The organism is Halobacterium sp. KA-6, assembly GCF_021029015.1.
GTDB lineage: Archaea > Halobacteriota > Halobacteria > Halobacteriales > Halobacteriaceae > Halobacterium.
Genome location: NZ_JAJJZH010000009.1, coordinates 1 through 15,168, shown reverse-complemented (window position 1 = coordinate 15,168; position 15,168 = coordinate 1). Strand labels below are relative to the sequence as shown.

The 15,168-nt window shown below is 70.1% G+C and carries 15 protein-coding genes and 2 pseudogenes; 10 read left to right on the top strand and 7 right to left on the bottom strand.

All coding sequences use genetic code 11. The features are described from left to right. The first annotated feature begins 43 nt into the window (after positions 1-43). A complete protein-coding gene (locus LPA46_RS14920; RefSeq protein ID WP_230893175.1) occupies positions 44-772 on the top strand; it encodes a nucleoside phosphorylase in 729 nt (242 codons plus the stop codon). A gap of 45 nt (positions 773-817) precedes the next feature. Beyond that, entirely contained in the window at positions 818-2,260 is a 1,443-nt protein-coding gene (locus LPA46_RS14915; RefSeq protein ID WP_230893174.1) for an HPP family protein, read from the top strand. Here the strand turns inward: LPA46_RS14915 and LPA46_RS14910 are convergent, their stop codons facing one another. After that, positions 2,261-3,424, bottom strand: coding sequence for an NAD-binding protein (locus LPA46_RS14910; RefSeq protein WP_230893173.1), 1,164 nt, complete (start codon positions 3,422-3,424; stop codon positions 2,261-2,263). It abuts the gene before it with no gap. Positions 3,425-3,506: 82 nt separating this feature from the next. On the opposite strand from LPA46_RS14910, the gene LPA46_RS14905 reads away from it, so the two are divergent. Genes LPA46_RS14905 through LPA46_RS14890 form a run of 4 tightly spaced genes read left to right on the top strand, consistent with a single transcriptional unit; the run spans position 3,507 to position 6,963 of the window. Further along, the gene (locus LPA46_RS14905) at positions 3,507-4,724 is read left to right on the top strand and encodes a potassium channel family protein (protein WP_230893172.1); all 1,218 of its coding nucleotides are present in this window, start codon (positions 3,507-3,509) and stop codon (positions 4,722-4,724) included. Next, positions 4,724-5,875, top strand: a complete 1,152-nt coding sequence (locus tag LPA46_RS14900) for a potassium transporter TrkA (RefSeq protein WP_230893171.1) — start codon at positions 4,724-4,726, stop codon at positions 5,873-5,875. Before LPA46_RS14905 ends, LPA46_RS14900 begins: the two co-directional genes overlap by 1 nt. Positions 5,876-5,935: 60 nt before the next feature. Beyond that, the gene (locus tag LPA46_RS14895; RefSeq protein ID WP_230893170.1) at positions 5,936-6,208 is read left to right on the top strand and encodes a ubiquitin-like small modifier protein 1; all 273 of its coding nucleotides are present in this window, start codon (positions 5,936-5,938) and stop codon (positions 6,206-6,208) included. Then, positions 6,208-6,963, top strand: coding sequence for a glycerophosphodiester phosphodiesterase (locus tag LPA46_RS14890; RefSeq protein WP_230893169.1), 756 nt, complete (start codon positions 6,208-6,210; stop codon positions 6,961-6,963). Before LPA46_RS14895 ends, LPA46_RS14890 begins: the two co-directional genes overlap by 1 nt. Here LPA46_RS14890 and LPA46_RS14885 read toward each other — a convergent pair whose 3' ends face one another. The 4 genes from LPA46_RS14885 to LPA46_RS14870 are packed head-to-tail and all read right to left on the bottom strand — an operon-like array spanning position 6,964 to position 11,561. Next, complete coding sequence (locus LPA46_RS14885; RefSeq protein WP_230893168.1) at positions 6,964-8,607, bottom strand: potassium channel family protein; 1,644 nt, start codon at positions 8,605-8,607, stop codon at positions 6,964-6,966. A gap of 46 nt (positions 8,608-8,653) precedes the next feature. Then, positions 8,654-9,577 carry a GNAT family N-acetyltransferase gene (locus tag LPA46_RS14880; protein WP_230893167.1) on the bottom strand — a complete coding sequence of 308 codons (924 nt, stop codon included), beginning with the start codon at positions 9,575-9,577 and terminating at the stop codon, positions 8,654-8,656. Next, entirely contained in the window at positions 9,574-10,863 is a 1,290-nt protein-coding gene (gene gatD, locus LPA46_RS14875; RefSeq protein ID WP_230893166.1) for a Glu-tRNA(Gln) amidotransferase subunit GatD, read from the bottom strand. The genes LPA46_RS14880 and gatD overlap by 4 nt, the downstream gene beginning before the upstream one ends. A 47-nt stretch (positions 10,864-10,910) precedes the next feature. Further along, a complete protein-coding gene (locus tag LPA46_RS14870; protein ID WP_230889290.1) occupies positions 10,911-11,561 on the bottom strand; it encodes an ArsR/SmtB family transcription factor in 651 nt (216 codons plus the stop codon). 116 nt (positions 11,562-11,677) lie between these two features. Here LPA46_RS14870 and LPA46_RS14865 point away from each other — a divergent pair, with 116 nt between their 5' ends. After that, the gene (locus LPA46_RS14865) at positions 11,678-12,016 is read left to right on the top strand and encodes a DUF5802 family protein (protein WP_230893165.1); all 339 of its coding nucleotides are present in this window, start codon (positions 11,678-11,680) and stop codon (positions 12,014-12,016) included. Position 12,017: 1 nt separating this feature from the next. Here the strand turns inward: LPA46_RS14865 and LPA46_RS14860 are convergent, their stop codons facing one another. Next, the gene (locus tag LPA46_RS14860; RefSeq protein WP_230893164.1) at positions 12,018-12,194 is read right to left on the bottom strand and encodes a hypothetical protein; all 177 of its coding nucleotides are present in this window, start codon (positions 12,192-12,194) and stop codon (positions 12,018-12,020) included. 81 nt (positions 12,195-12,275) lie between these two features. Between LPA46_RS14860 and LPA46_RS14855 the strand changes: the two genes are divergently transcribed. From LPA46_RS14855 to LPA46_RS19265, 3 genes and pseudogenes are all read left to right on the top strand, one after another. Beyond that, positions 12,276-13,610, top strand: a complete 1,335-nt coding sequence (locus tag LPA46_RS14855) for an NAD(P)/FAD-dependent oxidoreductase (RefSeq protein WP_230893163.1) — start codon at positions 12,276-12,278, stop codon at positions 13,608-13,610. A 246-nt stretch (positions 13,611-13,856) separates the two neighbouring features. Next, positions 13,857-14,759 (top strand): Vms1/Ankzf1 family peptidyl-tRNA hydrolase, encoded by a 903-nt coding sequence (locus tag LPA46_RS14850; RefSeq protein WP_230893162.1) that lies wholly within the window; start codon positions 13,857-13,859, stop codon positions 14,757-14,759. Positions 14,760-14,914: 155 nt separating this feature from the next. Then, a pseudogene (locus tag LPA46_RS19265) lies at positions 14,915-15,043 on the top strand (transposase); the annotation flags it as partial. A 10-nt stretch (positions 15,044-15,053) separates the two neighbouring features. Here the strand turns inward: LPA46_RS19265 and LPA46_RS14845 are convergent. Beyond that, positions 15,054-15,168, bottom strand: a pseudogene (locus LPA46_RS14845) (IS630 family transposase); the annotation flags it as partial.

Below are 15,168 nucleotides of genomic sequence, written 5' to 3'. Positions count from 1 at the left end.
CGCAATCCCCGCTCTTTTTCTCCGCGAGCGTCGAATCGCTGGCATGGCCAAACAGCCCCACCTGCTAGTCGAGGAAGGCGACGTCCACGACATCGCGCTGCTGCCCGGTGACCCGGGCCGCGTCGACCGCATCGCCAGCCACTGCGACGACAGCGAGGTCGTCGCCGAGAACCGCGAGTACAAGGTCGTCAACGCCACCTACGACGGCGTCGACCTCACTATCTCCTCGACCGGCATCGGCTGTCCCTCGGCAGCCATCGCCGTCGAGGAACTCTCGCGCGTGGGCGTGGAGACGTTCCTCCGCGTCGGCACCATCGGCGCGCTCCAGGCGGACATCGAGGTCGGCGACATGATCGTCGCGACCGGCGCCGCTAAAGAGGAGGGCACGAGCAAGCGCTACGAGTCCGCCGTCTACCCCGCCGTCCCGGACTACGACGTACTCACCAGCGTCGTCGACTCCGCCGAAGCCAACGACGAGGAGGTGCACGTCGGCCCGATTGTGAGCGACGACGCGTTCTACAACGAGGACGAGGACTTCGTCGACGACTGGAACGACGCCGGCCTGCTCGCCGTCGAGATGGAGGCCGCGACCGTCTTCTCGCTGGCGCGCCGCAAGGGCCTCGCCGCGGGCGCCATCTGCACGGTCGACGGCAACCTCGTCGCCGGCACGCAGAAGGGCGCGGACAGCGACGACGAACTCCCCGAGAAGGCGAAGAACAACGTCGCGCGCGCCATCGACATCTCGCTGGACGCCGTGACGCGACTGGCGTAGGCGCAGCCGAAACACCCAACTGCCGGGCTCGCCGACTGCGTGCACATGTTCTCGGAGTTGCGGCGGCGGCTCGCGGCGGCCCGGCAGCGCGCCGCGCGCATCGAGCGCCGCGAACTCCGCTCGTTCCGGAAGTGGCTGGAGACGACGAGCAACCTCCTCCACGTCTCCGTGCTGTTGTTCGTGCCGCTGCTCGTGGGGCTCGTGACGCTGCTCTCGGAGACGGTCGACGTCGTCTCGTTCCTCCTGTTCCCGCCGCTGGCATCCGGAACGTACACGCTGTTCGCCGAACCGGAGGGCCGCTACTCGAACCCGCGGACGTTCGTCGGCGGGCTGACCGTCGGCGCGCTCTGCGGCTGGGGCGCCGTCGAACTCACCGCGCTCGCGTACGGCGTCCCGACGTCCGCAATCGGCCTCGACGCGGGCGCGGCCGCGCTCGGCGTCTTCCTCACGGCCGGCGTGACGTGGGCGCTGGACCTCGAACTCCCGACCGCGTTCTCGACGGCGCTGCTCGTGCTCGTCACGGGCACCGCGCAGTTCGCGTACGTCGTCGCCGTCGCGCTGTCGGCGTCGCTGGTCGCGGTCGTGTTCGTGCTGTGGCGCCGCGAGTTCTACGAGGAGCGCGCCCGCTACCTCTACCGGACGACGGAGGCCGACGACCACGTCGTCGTGCCGATGCGCGGGGAGACCGCCGAGCAGACCGCGATGCTGGGCGCGCGCATCGCGGCCGCCCACGACGCCGGGAAGGTCGTGCTGCTGGACGTCGTCGACGACGAGGAAATTGCGGCCGCCGAGCGCGAGTGTATCGGCGGTGAGGGCGCGGACTACGTCGAGGACGCCGAGTCCACCGCCGAGGAGCGGGCCGCCGACGCCGCCGCGCGCGAACTCGAACAGCAGGCCGCGCGCATCGAGACGAGTGTCGGCGTCCCCTGCGACGTGGCGGTCGCGGTGGCGAACGGCAACCCCGCGGGGACGGTGCTCTCGACCGCCGACGAGGCGAACTGCGACCTCGTCGTCACGCCCTTCGAGTGCGACGAGGACGGCACGCTGACGCCGTTCCTGCGGACGCTGTTCGGGAGCGACGTCGACGTCGTCGCGCTCCAGTCGACCGGCGAGCGCACGCGCTGGAAGCGCATCATGGTCCCCGTGCGCAGCGCCTCCGACGTCGCGCACGCGATGCTGGACTACGCCGAGCGCCTCGCCGGCCGCAACGGCTCCATCAGCGTCTGCTCGTGCATCGACACCGAGCGCGAGCGCCGCCGCACCGAGTCGATGCTCGCCAACCTCACGGAGACCGTGGGCACGCGCTGCGAGACGCGCGTCTCGCGGTCGTCAATCGAGGAGTTCGTCGAGCGCAACGACGCCCACTACGACCTCGTCTTCCTCGGCGCGAGCACCGACCGCTCGGCCGCCTCGAAGTTCTTCTCGCGGCCGACCTACGAGCGCGTCCGCGACCTCGAGACGGACATCGCAGTCGTCCACACCGCCTGACTACACTTCGTCGACGACGTCGGCGGCGTCCTGCTCGGCCTGGTCGTCGCCGAGCGCGGAGCGGGCCAACAGCCGACCGCCGATGACCATCGGGCTGATGACGGTGTTCGCGCCCGCGCGGCGGAGTTTCGGCTCGTTCTCCTGCTCGGTGGCGGCGGCGACCACGCGAACGTCGGGGAACGCCTCGGTGACGGTGAGAATCGCGAGCGCGTCCTCGCCGTCGTCGTTGGTCGCCGCGACGACCGCTCGCGCGCGCTCGACGCCCGCTCGTTCGAGCACCTTCTCGTCGGCGGGGTCGCCGGCGAGGACGTCGATGTCGCGGTCGCGGAGTTCCGAGGTGTCGGTGCCACCGCGGGCCACCACGAGGAACTGGCGGCCGCTGGCAGCGAGTTCGGTCAGAATCGGTTCCGTCAGGTCGCCGTAGCCCGCGACGACCACGTGGCCGTCGAGGGACTCTAGGTCGCTCTGTGTCATGCGTCCGAGGGCGCTCGCGAACCGGGCTTCGAGGGCGGGGCCGAGCAGCGCGCCGAGCGCGACGGCGAAACTCGCGGTGCCGAGCACGAGCACGGACAGCGAGAACAGCCGCGCCTCCTGCGTGGTCGGGGTGAGGTCGCCGTAGCCGACGGTGCTGGAGGTGACGAGCGTGTAGTAGAACGCGTCCAGCATCGTGTTCACGCCCGTGAACCCGCGCTCGCCGCGGAGCGCGTACGTGCCGATGGTGCCGTACGCCTGCACGCCGGCAAGCGCGCCGCCCGCCGCCAACTGGCTGGTGGACAGCGAAATCGGCTCGTCGAAGCGACTGCGCGCGACGGCGAGCACGGGGAACGCGACGACCGACAACACGACCAGCGGCACCGAGTACGGTGTCGCCTGCACGAGCCCCTGGCCAGCGGTGACCGGGAGCAACACCATCGTCGAGTACCACGCCACCCGGAGGCCGCGGCGCAGGCCGAACGCGCTCATCACCATCAGGAAGCCGGTGAGTGAGCCGGTGAACCCGGCGGTCTGACTGATTGCGGGCGGGATGTGCTGGGCGAACGGCCCAAAATTCGCGGTCGGGTTGACAATGCCGAGGATGCCGACGCCGACCGACAGCGCGGCGACTGCGAGGGTCAACGCGACCGCGACCCGTCCGGTCACTCGCTTCACGCCCGGTACGTCCATGTCACCACGGGCGTGGTCGCCCGTCTTAAACACGGCGGCACGCGTCGGTAGCGTTTTGTCCCGGGCGCGAGTGCTCGGTCGTATGACTTCCACTCCCGTGCAAGCGCTGCACGGCATCTATCTCGGACTGCTGGCTGGCGTGATTCCGGCGCTGGTGTCGTTCGGGTTCGGCTTCCTCTTCCGGTACGTCACCGGGCTCTCCGTGCCTGCGTTCGGTGTCGTGGTGCTGGGCGTCGCGCTCGCGGGGGTCAACGGCGGTTTCCTCGCGTTCGCGGACCCGACAATTACGCAGGCGGCGAATTCGACGACGCTGGTGGTGGCGCTGCTGGTCGTCGCGATGTTGACGTTCTACACGCACTCGGTCGGCGACAAGATGGGCGCGTCGCTCCCGCGCCGGCTCAGCCTGAAGTCGCTGCGCGAGCGCACGCTCCACACCGACGCCATCGAATTCGTCGGCGGCCGCAACGAGGTCACGGTGAGCGTCGTCGGCGGCGTCCGCGACCTCGAAGGCTACCCGCCGCTGCCGGAGTCGCTGCGCACGTCGATTCACGACGCGGAGTGGCGGTTCCCCGCCGACCTCCCGCTCTCGGAGTTGGAGACGCGGTTCGTCGACCGCCTGCGGTCGGACTTCGACGTCGAGGAAGCGACCGTCACTGTCGACGAGCACGGTCGCGCGACCGTCGCCGCAGCGCCGCCCGCCGCGGGCGTCTCCAAGCGCACGCCAGTCGGGAAGCGCGCGGTGTCGGTGCCCGCGCTCGTTCCCACGGGCATCGCGCGCGGCGACGAGGTCTCGGTGCTGGCGGGCGAGGAGCGCGTCGACGGCACCGTCGTCTCCGCGAAGTCCGGCACGAAACCCACGACGGAACCGACCGCGCCCGCGGCCGAGGAAGCGGAGGAGGCCGAACCCGTGGCGACGCCCGCGCCGACGACGACTGGTGGCGAGGGCCGCGTCACCGTCGCCGTGCAACGGCCGGAGGCGGAGTCCCTACTCGCCGCCGACCGAACGCGCATCGTCGTGCGCGCCCGTGGTACCCGCCGCGAGTACGAACTCCTCGGGCTGTTGCGCCGGGGCGGCCAGCGCGTTCGTCGGCTCACGCTCCGCGCGGACGCCCCCGTCGTCGGCACCACGCTCGGCGAGGCGAACGTCCGAGAGACGTACGGTATCACGGTGCTGGCGGTCCGGCACGACGGCTCGTGGACGGTCGCTCCGAACGGCGACGTCGCGCTGTCGGCCGGCGACGAACTGTTCGTCGCCGGGCCGCGCCGTGAACTCGACGCCTTCGAGGAGGTGGCGAAGTGATGCCGGTGTCGACGACCGAAATCGCGCAGGGCGGCGGCGTCATCCTCGCTGCCGGTGTCTCTGTCGCCGTGCTCGCGGCCGCGTTCCGGTGGTACTTCCGGCAGGAGCTCCCGTCCGGCGTGGCGCTGCTCGTGAACGTCTCCGTGGTCGCGTTCTACCTCAACACGCGGGTCGCGCTCGGGCAGGCCATCGCCGGTCGAACGGACGTGCTCTCCCTCGAAGCGGTCGTGTTCAACCTCGCCGTGTTCGGCGCTGCGGTGCTCGTCGCGCCCGCCGCGCGTCGCGGCGGGGACCGCGTCGGCATCCAGATTCTGGCCGCGACCGGCGTCCGCGAGCTCGAAGGCGACGTCGGCCGGCTCGTGAAAGCCGTGGGGCGCGCGGTCGCGGTCGAACTCCCCGAGGAAATCGAGGACATCGAGGGGTACGACCCGGTCGCCGACGACGTCAAAGCCGAGCTGTCGGGGAAGACGCTCATCTTCCCGCGCCGGCTCACCGTCGAGGAGCTCCGCGAGCGCGTCGTCACGCGGCTGAAAGACGACTACGAGGTGGGCTACGTCGACGTCGAACTCGCCGACGACGGCACCGCGACCTACCTCGCGCTCGGGAGTCGCACCGCCGGCATCGGCCCGACGCTCCCGCCCGGAACTGCGGCCGTCGGCGTGCACGCGGACCCGCCGAACGCGGCCGGCCCCGGCGACCTCGTGCAGGTGTGGCAGCCGAGCACGGAAGACCAGGCCGCCGAGCGCGTCGCCACCGCCGAGATTCGCGCGACCCGCGAGGACACCGTGACGCTGTCGCTGGACGAGTACGACGCTCGCAAGCTCGCGGGCGGCGACTACCGGCTGCTCACGCTGCCGTACGAGCCGGGCGCGGACCGCCAATTCGCGTCCCTGCTGCGGGCCGCCGACGAGACGATGGTCGTCGTCACCGTCGAAGCCGGCAGTAGCCTCGACGGCGCGACCGTCGCGACAGTGGAGGGGACCGTCGTCGCGGTCCGCGGCGAAGCGGGCGTCTCCGCCATCCCGAGCGCGTCGCGGACGCTCGCCGCCGGCGACACGCTCTACGTGGTCGCGCGGCCGGACGTCGCGCGCCGCGTCGACACCGCCGCAGCCGTGGCCGAAGAACCGGCCGAGGAGTCGCCGAGCCAGTAGCTCGTCGCACGCGCTGCCGACCCCGTAGCACCTATGCGTCGCCGTCGCCGAGGGTCGTGCATGGAGTGGAAGCTGTTCGCGGACCTCGCGGAGGTCGGCGGCGACCGCCGAATCACCGTCGACGAGTCGGCCCAGACGGTCGGCGACGCCCTCGACGCCCTGCTCGCCGACCGCCCCGCGCTCCGAGACCGCGTGCTGACCGACGACGGCGACGTTCGCGAGCACATCAACGTCCTGCGCAACGGCGAGAACGTCGCCCACGCGGACGGCCTCGACACGGAACTCGACCCGGACGACGAGCTCGCGCTGTTCCCGCCGGTGAGCGGCGGCTGATGTTCACCATCGCCCACCGCGGGTTCGCCGGCGTCGCGCCCGAGAACACCGCAGCGGCGGTCCGCGCGGCCCGCGAGCGCGCGGACGGCATCGAAGTAGACGTCCAGCCCGCAGCCGACGGCACGCCGGTCGTCTTCCACGACCAGCGCCTCGACGACGACGGCGACTCGCGCGGCGTCACTGACGCCGAGGGCTTCGTCTGGGACGCGGACCCGAGCACGCTCGCGGACGTAGACGTACTCGGGAGTGGCGAGGGTGTGCCGACATTGGCCGACGTCGCGGACCTCGTGCCTGCCGGCGTGGAGTTCCACGTCGAACTGAAGAACCCGGGCCACAAGGACGCCCGCCTCGGTCTTTCGGGACCGGACGCAGCCGTCTGGCGGCCGTTCGTCGAGTCCGTCGCGGACGCGCTCGCGGACTGCGACGCGCCGGTCGTGCTCTCTTCCTTCTTCGACGGCGCGCTCGAAGCCGCCACCGAAGTGCTGCCGGACACGCTGCGCGCGGCGCTGTGCCTCGACACCGACCGCGGACTCACGCGCGCCAGCGAGTTCGACTGCCGCTCGCTCCACGCACCGGTCGACGGCCTCAGCGAAGACCTCGTGGAGCACGCGCACCGCGACGGCCGCACCGTCAACGCGTGGACCGTCACGGACTGGCAGGACGCCGTCGCGTGCAGTGATGCGGGTGTGGACGGCGTCATCACCGACTACCCGGGCGTCGCCGACTACGCGGGTGACCCGGCGCGGCTCGCATAATTAGTCCACGGACTGCTCGAACCCGCGGATGGCGCGGTCGCTGCCCGCGACGAACACCTCGTCGCCGGCCTCGATTGCGGCGGCCTGATTCGTGTTCACCTCGCCGTCGTGGACCACGCCGACGACTGTCCACCCTTTCTCCGGGTCGCTCGCCGTCGCGACCGTCTGGCCGACGAACGGCGCCGCGTCTGCGCGGACGAGACGAATCTGCCCAACCGGGTCCATCACGCGCTCGCCGTGCACCTCCGCGGCGACGAGGCGCGCACTCACGCGCTGGACGGAGAGCACGTAGTCGGCGCCCGCGCGGAACGCCGCCGAGGCCTTCTCCGTGTCCGTCACGCGCACGAGAACCTCCACGTCGCTGGACAGCGAGCGCGCCATCGCGACGGTCAGCAGCGCGGTCGCGTCGTCGTTCACCGTGACGACCAACGCGGTCGCGTCCGCGACGTTCGCGGCTTCCAGCGTCTCCGGCTCGGTGGCGTCGCCGACGACGTCCGGGTTCGCCTCCGAGGATTCGTCGACGGTCGTCACCTCGACGTCGTCGGGCAGCGACTCGACGGCTGCGGCACCGCCCTCGTCGAGGCCAGCGACGACGACCCGCGAGTGGTCGCGCATCCGCGAGCGCTGGACGCCCGCGATTTCGCCGGCGACCTCGTCGATGACGGCCGCCGGCCCCGCGACGACGAGGACGGTGTTCGGCGTGAGCCGCTCCTCGGGCGACGGCGGGATTCGCAACTCGCCGTCGAACCAGCCCGCGACGAGCGTCAACTCGGGGTGGCTGGCGAGCGGCGACTCCCGGACGCGGACGCCGTGCAGCGGGCTGTCCCGGCGCACCAGCAGCTCCCGGATGGCGACCTCGTCGGTCGCCTCCTCGCCGACCGAGACCGGCGTCGTCGCCTTCTCCGCGAGCCGCTGGCCGATGAGCGCGTGCGGCGCGACGCTGCGGTCGACGCCGACCTCCGCGAGCGCGGCCTTCCGTCTGGTCGACGCCGTGAAACTCACGACCCGGAGGTCTTCGTTGTGCTCCAGCGCGGTCAACACGACGCTAGCCGTCCGGTCGTCGGTGTCCGTGATGAGCACGTCCGCCTTCCCGATGCTCGCGCGTTTGAGGTCCTCGCTGTCCTCCGGGTCGCCGTCAATGGCCTGGTAGCCGTCGTCGGAGAGCCGCATGGCTTCCTCGCGGTCGGACTCCACGAGCACGTAGTCGACGTCCATCGCTTCGAGTTCGTCCAGCAGCACCTCGCTGTCGCGGCGGTACTCCGCGACGACGACGTGGCCGTCCTTGGCCGTGAGTTGGTCGTCGAGGTTCACGGGCGTGCGCTCGAACAGCGAGATGACGAGCACGCGTAGCGTCACGAACCCGACGGCGACGCCCGAGACCTGCATCCCCGCCACGAAGAGGTTCATCAGCGGCGTCTCCCACGGCGAGTCCGCGCCGAACCCGGTCGTCGTCATCACCTCGATGACCGTGTTGAACGCCTGGTACGGCGACCGCGGGCGCGCCTCCAGGACGGCCATCCCCCAGTAGTAGAGGCCCGTGAACACGAGCACGACCGAGACGAGGCCGCCGGCGTACGCGAGAATCAGGCGCTGGCGGTACGTCAAGTCCGAGGGGTCCAAGGAGATGCCGCGGAGTTCGCGCATTCGAGTGCCCGGGGCTACCGCGCCCGGCGACAAAACGTTTCGCTGCTCACGCCCGGTAGTCGGCGGTGAGGTCGGCCGCCATCACGAAGTCCGGTTCCTCGCCGATTTCGGTGCGTGTGACCGCGACGTCGCTGACCGCTGCCGCGGTCTCGGGAATGAGCACGCGAGTGCGGTCGGCGTCGACGCTCGCGGCGTCCGCGGCAATCGCGTCGAGCAGCGAGGCACAGGCAAATTGGTCGGCCCACGCCGCGACGCCGTACTCCGCGTACGTCTGTGCTTCTCCGTCTTCTTCGCGTTCGTACGTGCGCGAGCGGAACGCGAACCCCTGGGTGCCCGCGTCGTCCTGCACGACCTGGAGGGCGTCGCGGTCGGCGGTCGCGGCGAGGCGGTCGCGCGTGAGCTCCGAGAGCGCCCACGACTCCCCGGTGTGGAGCGTGAGCCCACGCAGGTGGTCGCGGGCCGCGCTGTCCTGCCAGAACTGCCACGCGGCGTACGCGTCGCTCGTGAGTTCGTGCTCCGGGGTGGCTTCGTCGTTGGGTTCGGGGTGGACCCAGCGGAACTCCGTCGCGGGCTCGAAGCCGGTCGCGCGGGAGTGCCCGAGCCCCATCACGTTCCACGAGAACACCATGTTGCGCGCGACCGTCGCGCCCTGCTCGCGCGCCCAGTCGAAGCCGTCGTGGACGAGCGTCGAGCCGACGCCCTGCCCGCGGTAGTCGGGGTTCGTGCGCATCCCCTGCGCCCACGCCTCGTGCTCGGAGAGCAGGACGAACTGCGCGATTGCGGCGATATCGTCGCCAGTGTCCGCGACGAGCGTGCGCTGGCGCGGGCCGTCACTCTCGACCCAGTCCTCGAAGACCTGCGGGATGTAGTCGCCGTCCTCGCGGCGGTCGGCCCACGTGTCGCTTGCGAACGCCACCACGTCGTCGTAGTCCGCGAGTTCCGCCGGCCGAATCTCGACGTCCCCGGTCATTCCCACGGGACCGAGCGGTCCGTGATTTCGCCCGCGAGCGGCGTCCGCATCGTCTCCGCGACGCTCTCCGTGTTCGCGAGCGCCCACATCAGTTTCACCTTCGCGGTGCCGGGGAGCATGTCCTCGCCCTCGACGACGCCGGCGTCGAGGAGGTCCCGGCCCGTGTCGTAGACGCGGTCGCAGACCCGACCGTCGAGACACTGGCTGGTCATCACGACCGTCGTGCCGTCCTCGACGAGTTCCTCGATGCGGTCGATGAAGTCCGTGTGCACGTGGCCGAGCCCCGTCCCCTCGATAATCACACCGGACTTGCCCTCGCAGAGGTCGAAGAACGTGTCGTCCATCCCCGGCGTGAATTTTACGAGTTCGACGTCCGAGTCGAGGTCCGGGCTGCTGTCGAGGTCCGGGCTGCTGTCGAGGTCGGTCTCGCCGCGCTCGGCGTACGCCTTCGTGAATTGGACGCCACGGGATTCGGCGGCTGCTTCCTCGCTGGCCTCGTCGTAGTCGACGTAGCCGAGCGGCTCCGCGCCGACCGTCTCGAAGGCGTCCCGGCGGCTCGTGTGGTTCTTCCGCACGCGCGTGCCGCGGTGGAGCGCGCAGCGGTCGTCGCTCTCGGAGGCGTGCATGCAGACCATCACCTCGGCGGCCTCGGCCTTCGCGGCCTCCACCGAGCAGACCGCGTTCATCACGTTGTCCGAGGAGGGACGGTCCGCGGAGCGCTGGCTGCCCGTGAAGACGATGGGGACGGGCGTGTCGAGGATGAACGATAGCGCGCTCGCGGAGTACTGCATCGTGTCCGTGCCGTGCATCACGACGACGCCGTCCGCGCCCGCCTCGATTTCCTCGCGGACGGCGTCGGCGAGCTCCTGCCAGATGGGCGGCTCCATGTTCTCCGAGAGGATGTTCGCCACGACGCGGCCGCGGTAGTTCGCGCGACCCGCGAGGTCCGGCACCGCCCGCAGCACGTCCTCGGCGTCGAACTGCGCGGTGACGGCGCCCGTGCGGTAGTCCACGGTGGAGGCGATGGTGCCACCAGTCGAGATGAGCGCGATGGTCGGCAGATCGTCGTCGAATTCGACCTCGGAGGCGGCCCCCTCCTCGGATTCGCTCTCGACGTCGTAGACGTCTCGCTCCAGTACTTCGACGTCGGCCGCGTCGCGCTCGACGCCAATGTTGTAGCCGGAGTCGAGTTTCACGACGAGGTGGTCGGGTTCGGCCGACGGCAACAGCACGCCCTCGTGGGTCGTGCCGTCGCGGTCGACGCGCACGCGGTCCCCTTGGTTCATGTCGAGCTGCTTCCGGGCGCGCCGACGAAAAGGTTGCTACTCGCGTGCTACTCGGCGATGTGCCACTCGCCGTCCGCGCGCTCGACGACGTCCTGCTCGCGCAGCGTCTCGAGGACGCCCTCCACGAGCGGCTCGGGTGCGTCGAGGGTGGCGGCGACCGCGCTCGCGGAGCGCTCGCCGGACGCCAGCGCCGCGAGCACGTCCGCGTAGAGGCGTTCGTTCCCGTCGCCGACGGCTTCCCCGAGTTGGTCCTGGACGTCCGCGAGCCGGCCCTGCACCCAGCGCTGGGCCAGCGACAGCTCGCGTTCGAGGTCCTTGAGTTCCTGAAGTTTCCCCGCGAGGTCCGCGACGTCGTCGTTGCGGTCCTGGCGGATTCGAATGGAGACGTGCTGGCACCGCGTCAGGTCGAGGTCCGCGCTCGCGGGATACGCGGACTTCGCCCCGAAGTCGAACGGCGACAGCCGCACCTCCAGTCGGAGGTTCTCGGCGATGTGGAAGTACTTCCGGCGCTGGTCGTCGACCTCCGACTCCACGAGGCCGGCGTCCTCCAGCCGGCGGAGGTGGTCGATGACCGCCTTCGGGCTGACCCCGAGGTACTCCGAGATTTCCGTGACGTAACAGGGTTTGCGCGCGAGCAGTCGGAGGATGCGTCGCCGGTTCTCGTTGCCGAGTATGTCGAGCAGTGCCCCCGAGTCCATATTCACCCTGAGTTAGCGGCGAGCCCGGATAAGGGTGTCTGCTCTCGGTGGAATTGCGCGACGACTTCAGGGTTCGCCGGAGCGCTTATGTGCTCCCGTGGCAAACGTTAGCATACATGTTCGAGGCATTCTCCAGCGGCTACTACCTCGGACGGTTGTACGTCGAACCGACGCGCGGCGACCGCGCCGCCATCAACAGCCGTCACCACGAACGGGTCAACGAGCAGCTCTACGCCGACGACGAGGGCATCTCCCGGACAGACCTCCCGCTCGTGATGAAAATCGGCCCCGCACACCTCTCGGTCCACGGCGAGGACGACGTGCCCGAGCGCACGCTCGCCGTCCCCGAGGACGTCCTCGAGAACGTCGACGTCGAGAACCCGCCGTCGCTGGAGGAAGTCCTACTCGCGAAACGCGACCACGCCGCCCGCCTGTTCGACATGGGCGCAGTCTGAGTTACTCCTCGTTCTCCCACGCGAGTTCGGCCGTCGGAACGCGCGGCTCCACGAGTTCTCGCACTGACACTGGGCCCGCCGACACCCGCGGCCCGGGCGCGACGACAGACTCGACGACCAGCCGCTCGGCTGGCGAGGCGTCGTCGATGTCGACCCAGTCCGTCAGTGCAATCGTCACGTGTTATCTTTCCTCACAAAGCGCAAAAGCGTTGAGGCCGACCGGGAACGCTTAACCCGCCTGCCACGCACCACCCGACCAGTGACGCTGGCGTCCGTCCCACGGTACGACCCCGACGCGATTCCCGCCGTCGGCGACCACGCGGTCGTCGTCGGCGCGAGTGTCGCCGGTATGGTCGCGGCGCGCGTGCTCGACGACGCGTTCGACCGCGTGACCGTCATCGACCGCGACCCGCTCCCCGCCGACGCGAGCGCGCGCCGCGGCGTCCCGCAGTCCCGTCAGCCCCACGTCCTCCTTGAAGCCGGGCGCGCGACCCTCGAAGACCTCTTCCCCGGCTACGGCGAGACGCTCGTCGAGGCCGGCGGGTTGATGCTGGACTGGACGACGGACCTCACGTACTACCAGCAGGGTGGCGTGCTCGCCACGGGCCCGCAGCCGAAGGTGCTGTACTCGGCGAGCCGCCCGCTGTTCGAGCACGCGATTCGCCAGCGGCTCGCCGCCCGCGATGGCGTTACGCTCCGCGGCGAGACGCAGGTCGTTGACTACCTCGCCGACGACACAAACGACGTGACGGGCATCGAAATTAGGGAGGGAGACGACACGGACGAGCTCCGAGCGGACCTCGTCGTGGACGCGACGGGCCGCGCGAGTTCGACGCCGTCGTGGCTCGAATCCCACGGCTACGACGCCCCGCCGGGTGACGACCTCACCGTGGACGTGGCGTACAGCACCGCCGTCGTGGAGCGTCCGCCCGACGACCGCCGCGCGTACTTCGTGCCGCCGTCGCCCCAGCAACCCCGCGGGGGCGGCGTGTTTCCCGTGGAAGGCGACCGCTGGCTCGTCACGCTCCAAGGCGTCCACGGCGACGACCCACCCACGGACGTCGACGCGCTCCGCGAGTTCGCGCGCACGCTCCCCATCGACGACCTCGCCGACATTCTCGCCACGCAGCCACTCGTCGAGGAGGTCGCGCACTACCCGTTCCCGGCGACCCGCCGGCGGCGCTACGAGGCGCTCGACGAGTTCCCGGACGGCCTCGTCGTGCTCGGCGACGCCGTCGCGAGTTTCAACCCCGTCTACGGGCAGGGGATGTCCGTCGCGTGCCTCGAAGCCGTCCTGCTCGGCCACGCGCTCGCCGACGGCACCGACGACCTCCCACGCCGCTTCTTCGACAGCGCCAGCGACGTCGTCGACGTCGCGTGGCTGCTCGCCACGACCGCGGACCTCGCGTTCGACGAGACGGAGGGCTCGCGCTCGCTCCCGACGCGCCTGTTCGACCGCTACGTCTCCCGCGTCGTCGACACCGCACACGACGACGGCGAGGTGTCCTCGACGTACGGCCGCGTGCTCAGCATGGAGGTTCCACCGACCGCGCTGCTGCGACCCGGAGTAGCGGCTCGTGTGCTTCGCCCGTAGGACGACGCTAGCGTTAGCGGGCTGAGAATCCGGTTTCCTGGCGGGTCGAAAGGGCGAGGCGCGCTCGCGTTCACATGGTCGCTTCGCGACGTAAGCACCACAGGAACGAGCGCAGCGAGCGAACGACCGCGAGCGCGCCGAGGGCTTTCACAAGGCCGAGTCGTCTCCGCTAGTTTCGTCTGCCCGTCCGAACACTCCGACCGTAGGTGGGAAACGCCTAAGCGGCCGGGCTGTCGCCATTCGTCCATGCTGGACAGACTCCTCGGGCGCGCGGCACTCAAGGAGCGCATCGAGGAACTGGAAGACGAAAAAGAGTCCCTGCAGGCGCAACTGGAGGCCGAGAGCGAGCGCCGCAGCGAGGCGGTCCGCGACAAGCAGGAAGCCGAGCAGCGCGTCAACGAACTCGAGGACAGGATTATCGAGTTGGAGGATCGCGTCGAGCGGCTGGGCGGCGAGGACGGCGGCCCCGAATTCCGGGGGCGTCGGGACCTCCGCGGGGAGCGTCGCGAGCGCGTCGTCGCGCTCCTCGACAGCATCGAGAGCACCGAGGAGGGCGTGCTCACGGCGTACGTGCCAAACGACCCGCCCGAGGACGTGCGGGAGGCGTTCGGCGACCGCGCGCCGCTCGTGGAGCGCGCCGCGCCCTGTCTCGTCGTCCGCGACCGGGAAGGCCTGCTTTCCGCGGCGCTCCGCCCGCCGAACCCGCCGGCGGCGTTCGAGGCGTGGGACTCCACGGTGCAGGTGGATCGCGAGTGGCTCGCGCCGACCGGGCGGTACGCGCTCGCCGTCGTGCGCGCGGACCTGTTCGCGCTCGGCGTCTACGAAGCCGAGATGGGCGAGGGGCCGCAGCCCGAGCGCGTCCACTTCGAGGGGTTCGAGAGCGACGTGAAGGGCAAGCACTCGAAGGGCGGGTTCTCGCAGGACCGCTTCGAGCGCCGCCGCGAGAGCCAGATTACTGAACACCTCCAGAAGTGCCAGCGCGCGCTGGAGGGCGTCGAGGCCGAGCACGTGTTCGTCGTCGGCGAGGGCACGCTGCTGGACGAGTTCGACGCCGACGCCACCGCCGCCGTCGACGCCACCGGGAAGCCCGAAGCCGCGCTCGACGACGCCCACGACACGTTCTGGACAGTGCCGCTGTCGCTCCTGTGACTCGATGATGTCCGGGTTGCCCGCGACTTTAGGTTTGAGGTGGAGCCTTTGGTCTTAAGGAGTGAGCGAGTAGGCCTACGCACTACCAATTAAACCACGGTGCTGTAGCATCCCTCCTGCCAGATATTAAGTACCGATACCTTCATATCTGAGATATGGAGGTCCGACGTACCGCACCCGTCAAGCTCGTTTTTCCCGACGAGTACCACGACGACCTCCACGAAACCGCCGAACAATTCCTCTACTGCGCGAACGAAGCCAGCGACTACTGTTGGGACAACACTATAGTAGACACTAGAAGTAATTGCTCACTTTAGGGACGGAGAGTTTGTCGAGAGCGGTGTCGATCGCTGTTGTTAGCTCGTCGAGTGAGTCAAAGAATCGGTTGCTCAGTGCCTTTTGCAGCTGT

Excerpts from the sequence above, each read along its gene's own strand:
- LPA46_RS14890 (WP_230893169.1), top strand. The coding sequence starts at position 6,208 with ATGTTCACCATCGCCCACCGCGGGTTCGCCGGCGTCGCGCCCGAGAAC.
- LPA46_RS14905 (WP_230893172.1), top strand. The coding sequence starts at position 3,507 with ATGACTTCCACTCCCGTGCAAGCGCTGCACGGCATCTATCTCGGACTG.
- LPA46_RS14915 (WP_230893174.1), top strand. The coding sequence starts at position 818 with ATGTTCTCGGAGTTGCGGCGGCGGCTCGCGGCGGCCCGGCAGCGCGCC.
- LPA46_RS14880 (WP_230893167.1), bottom strand. The coding sequence starts at position 9,577 with ATGACCGGGGACGTCGAGATTCGGCCGGCGGAACTCGCGGACTACGAC.
- LPA46_RS14870 (WP_230889290.1), bottom strand. The coding sequence starts at position 11,561 with ATGGACTCGGGGGCACTGCTCGACATACTCGGCAACGAGAACCGGCGA.
- LPA46_RS14910 (WP_230893173.1), bottom strand. The coding sequence starts at position 3,424 with ATGGACGTACCGGGCGTGAAGCGAGTGACCGGACGGGTCGCGGTCGCG.
- LPA46_RS14900 (WP_230893171.1), top strand. The coding sequence starts at position 4,724 with ATGCCGGTGTCGACGACCGAAATCGCGCAGGGCGGCGGCGTCATCCTC.
- LPA46_RS14920 (WP_230893175.1), top strand. The coding sequence starts at position 44 with ATGGCCAAACAGCCCCACCTGCTAGTCGAGGAAGGCGACGTCCACGAC.
- LPA46_RS14850 (WP_230893162.1), top strand. The coding sequence starts at position 13,857 with ATGCTGGACAGACTCCTCGGGCGCGCGGCACTCAAGGAGCGCATCGAG.
- gatD (WP_230893166.1), bottom strand. The coding sequence starts at position 10,863 with ATGAACCAAGGGGACCGCGTGCGCGTCGACCGCGACGGCACGACCCAC.
- LPA46_RS14895 (WP_230893170.1), top strand. The coding sequence starts at position 5,936 with ATGGAGTGGAAGCTGTTCGCGGACCTCGCGGAGGTCGGCGGCGACCGC.
- LPA46_RS14865 (WP_230893165.1), top strand. The coding sequence starts at position 11,678 with ATGTTCGAGGCATTCTCCAGCGGCTACTACCTCGGACGGTTGTACGTC.
- LPA46_RS14885 (WP_230893168.1), bottom strand. The coding sequence starts at position 8,607 with ATGCGCGAACTCCGCGGCATCTCCTTGGACCCCTCGGACTTGACGTAC.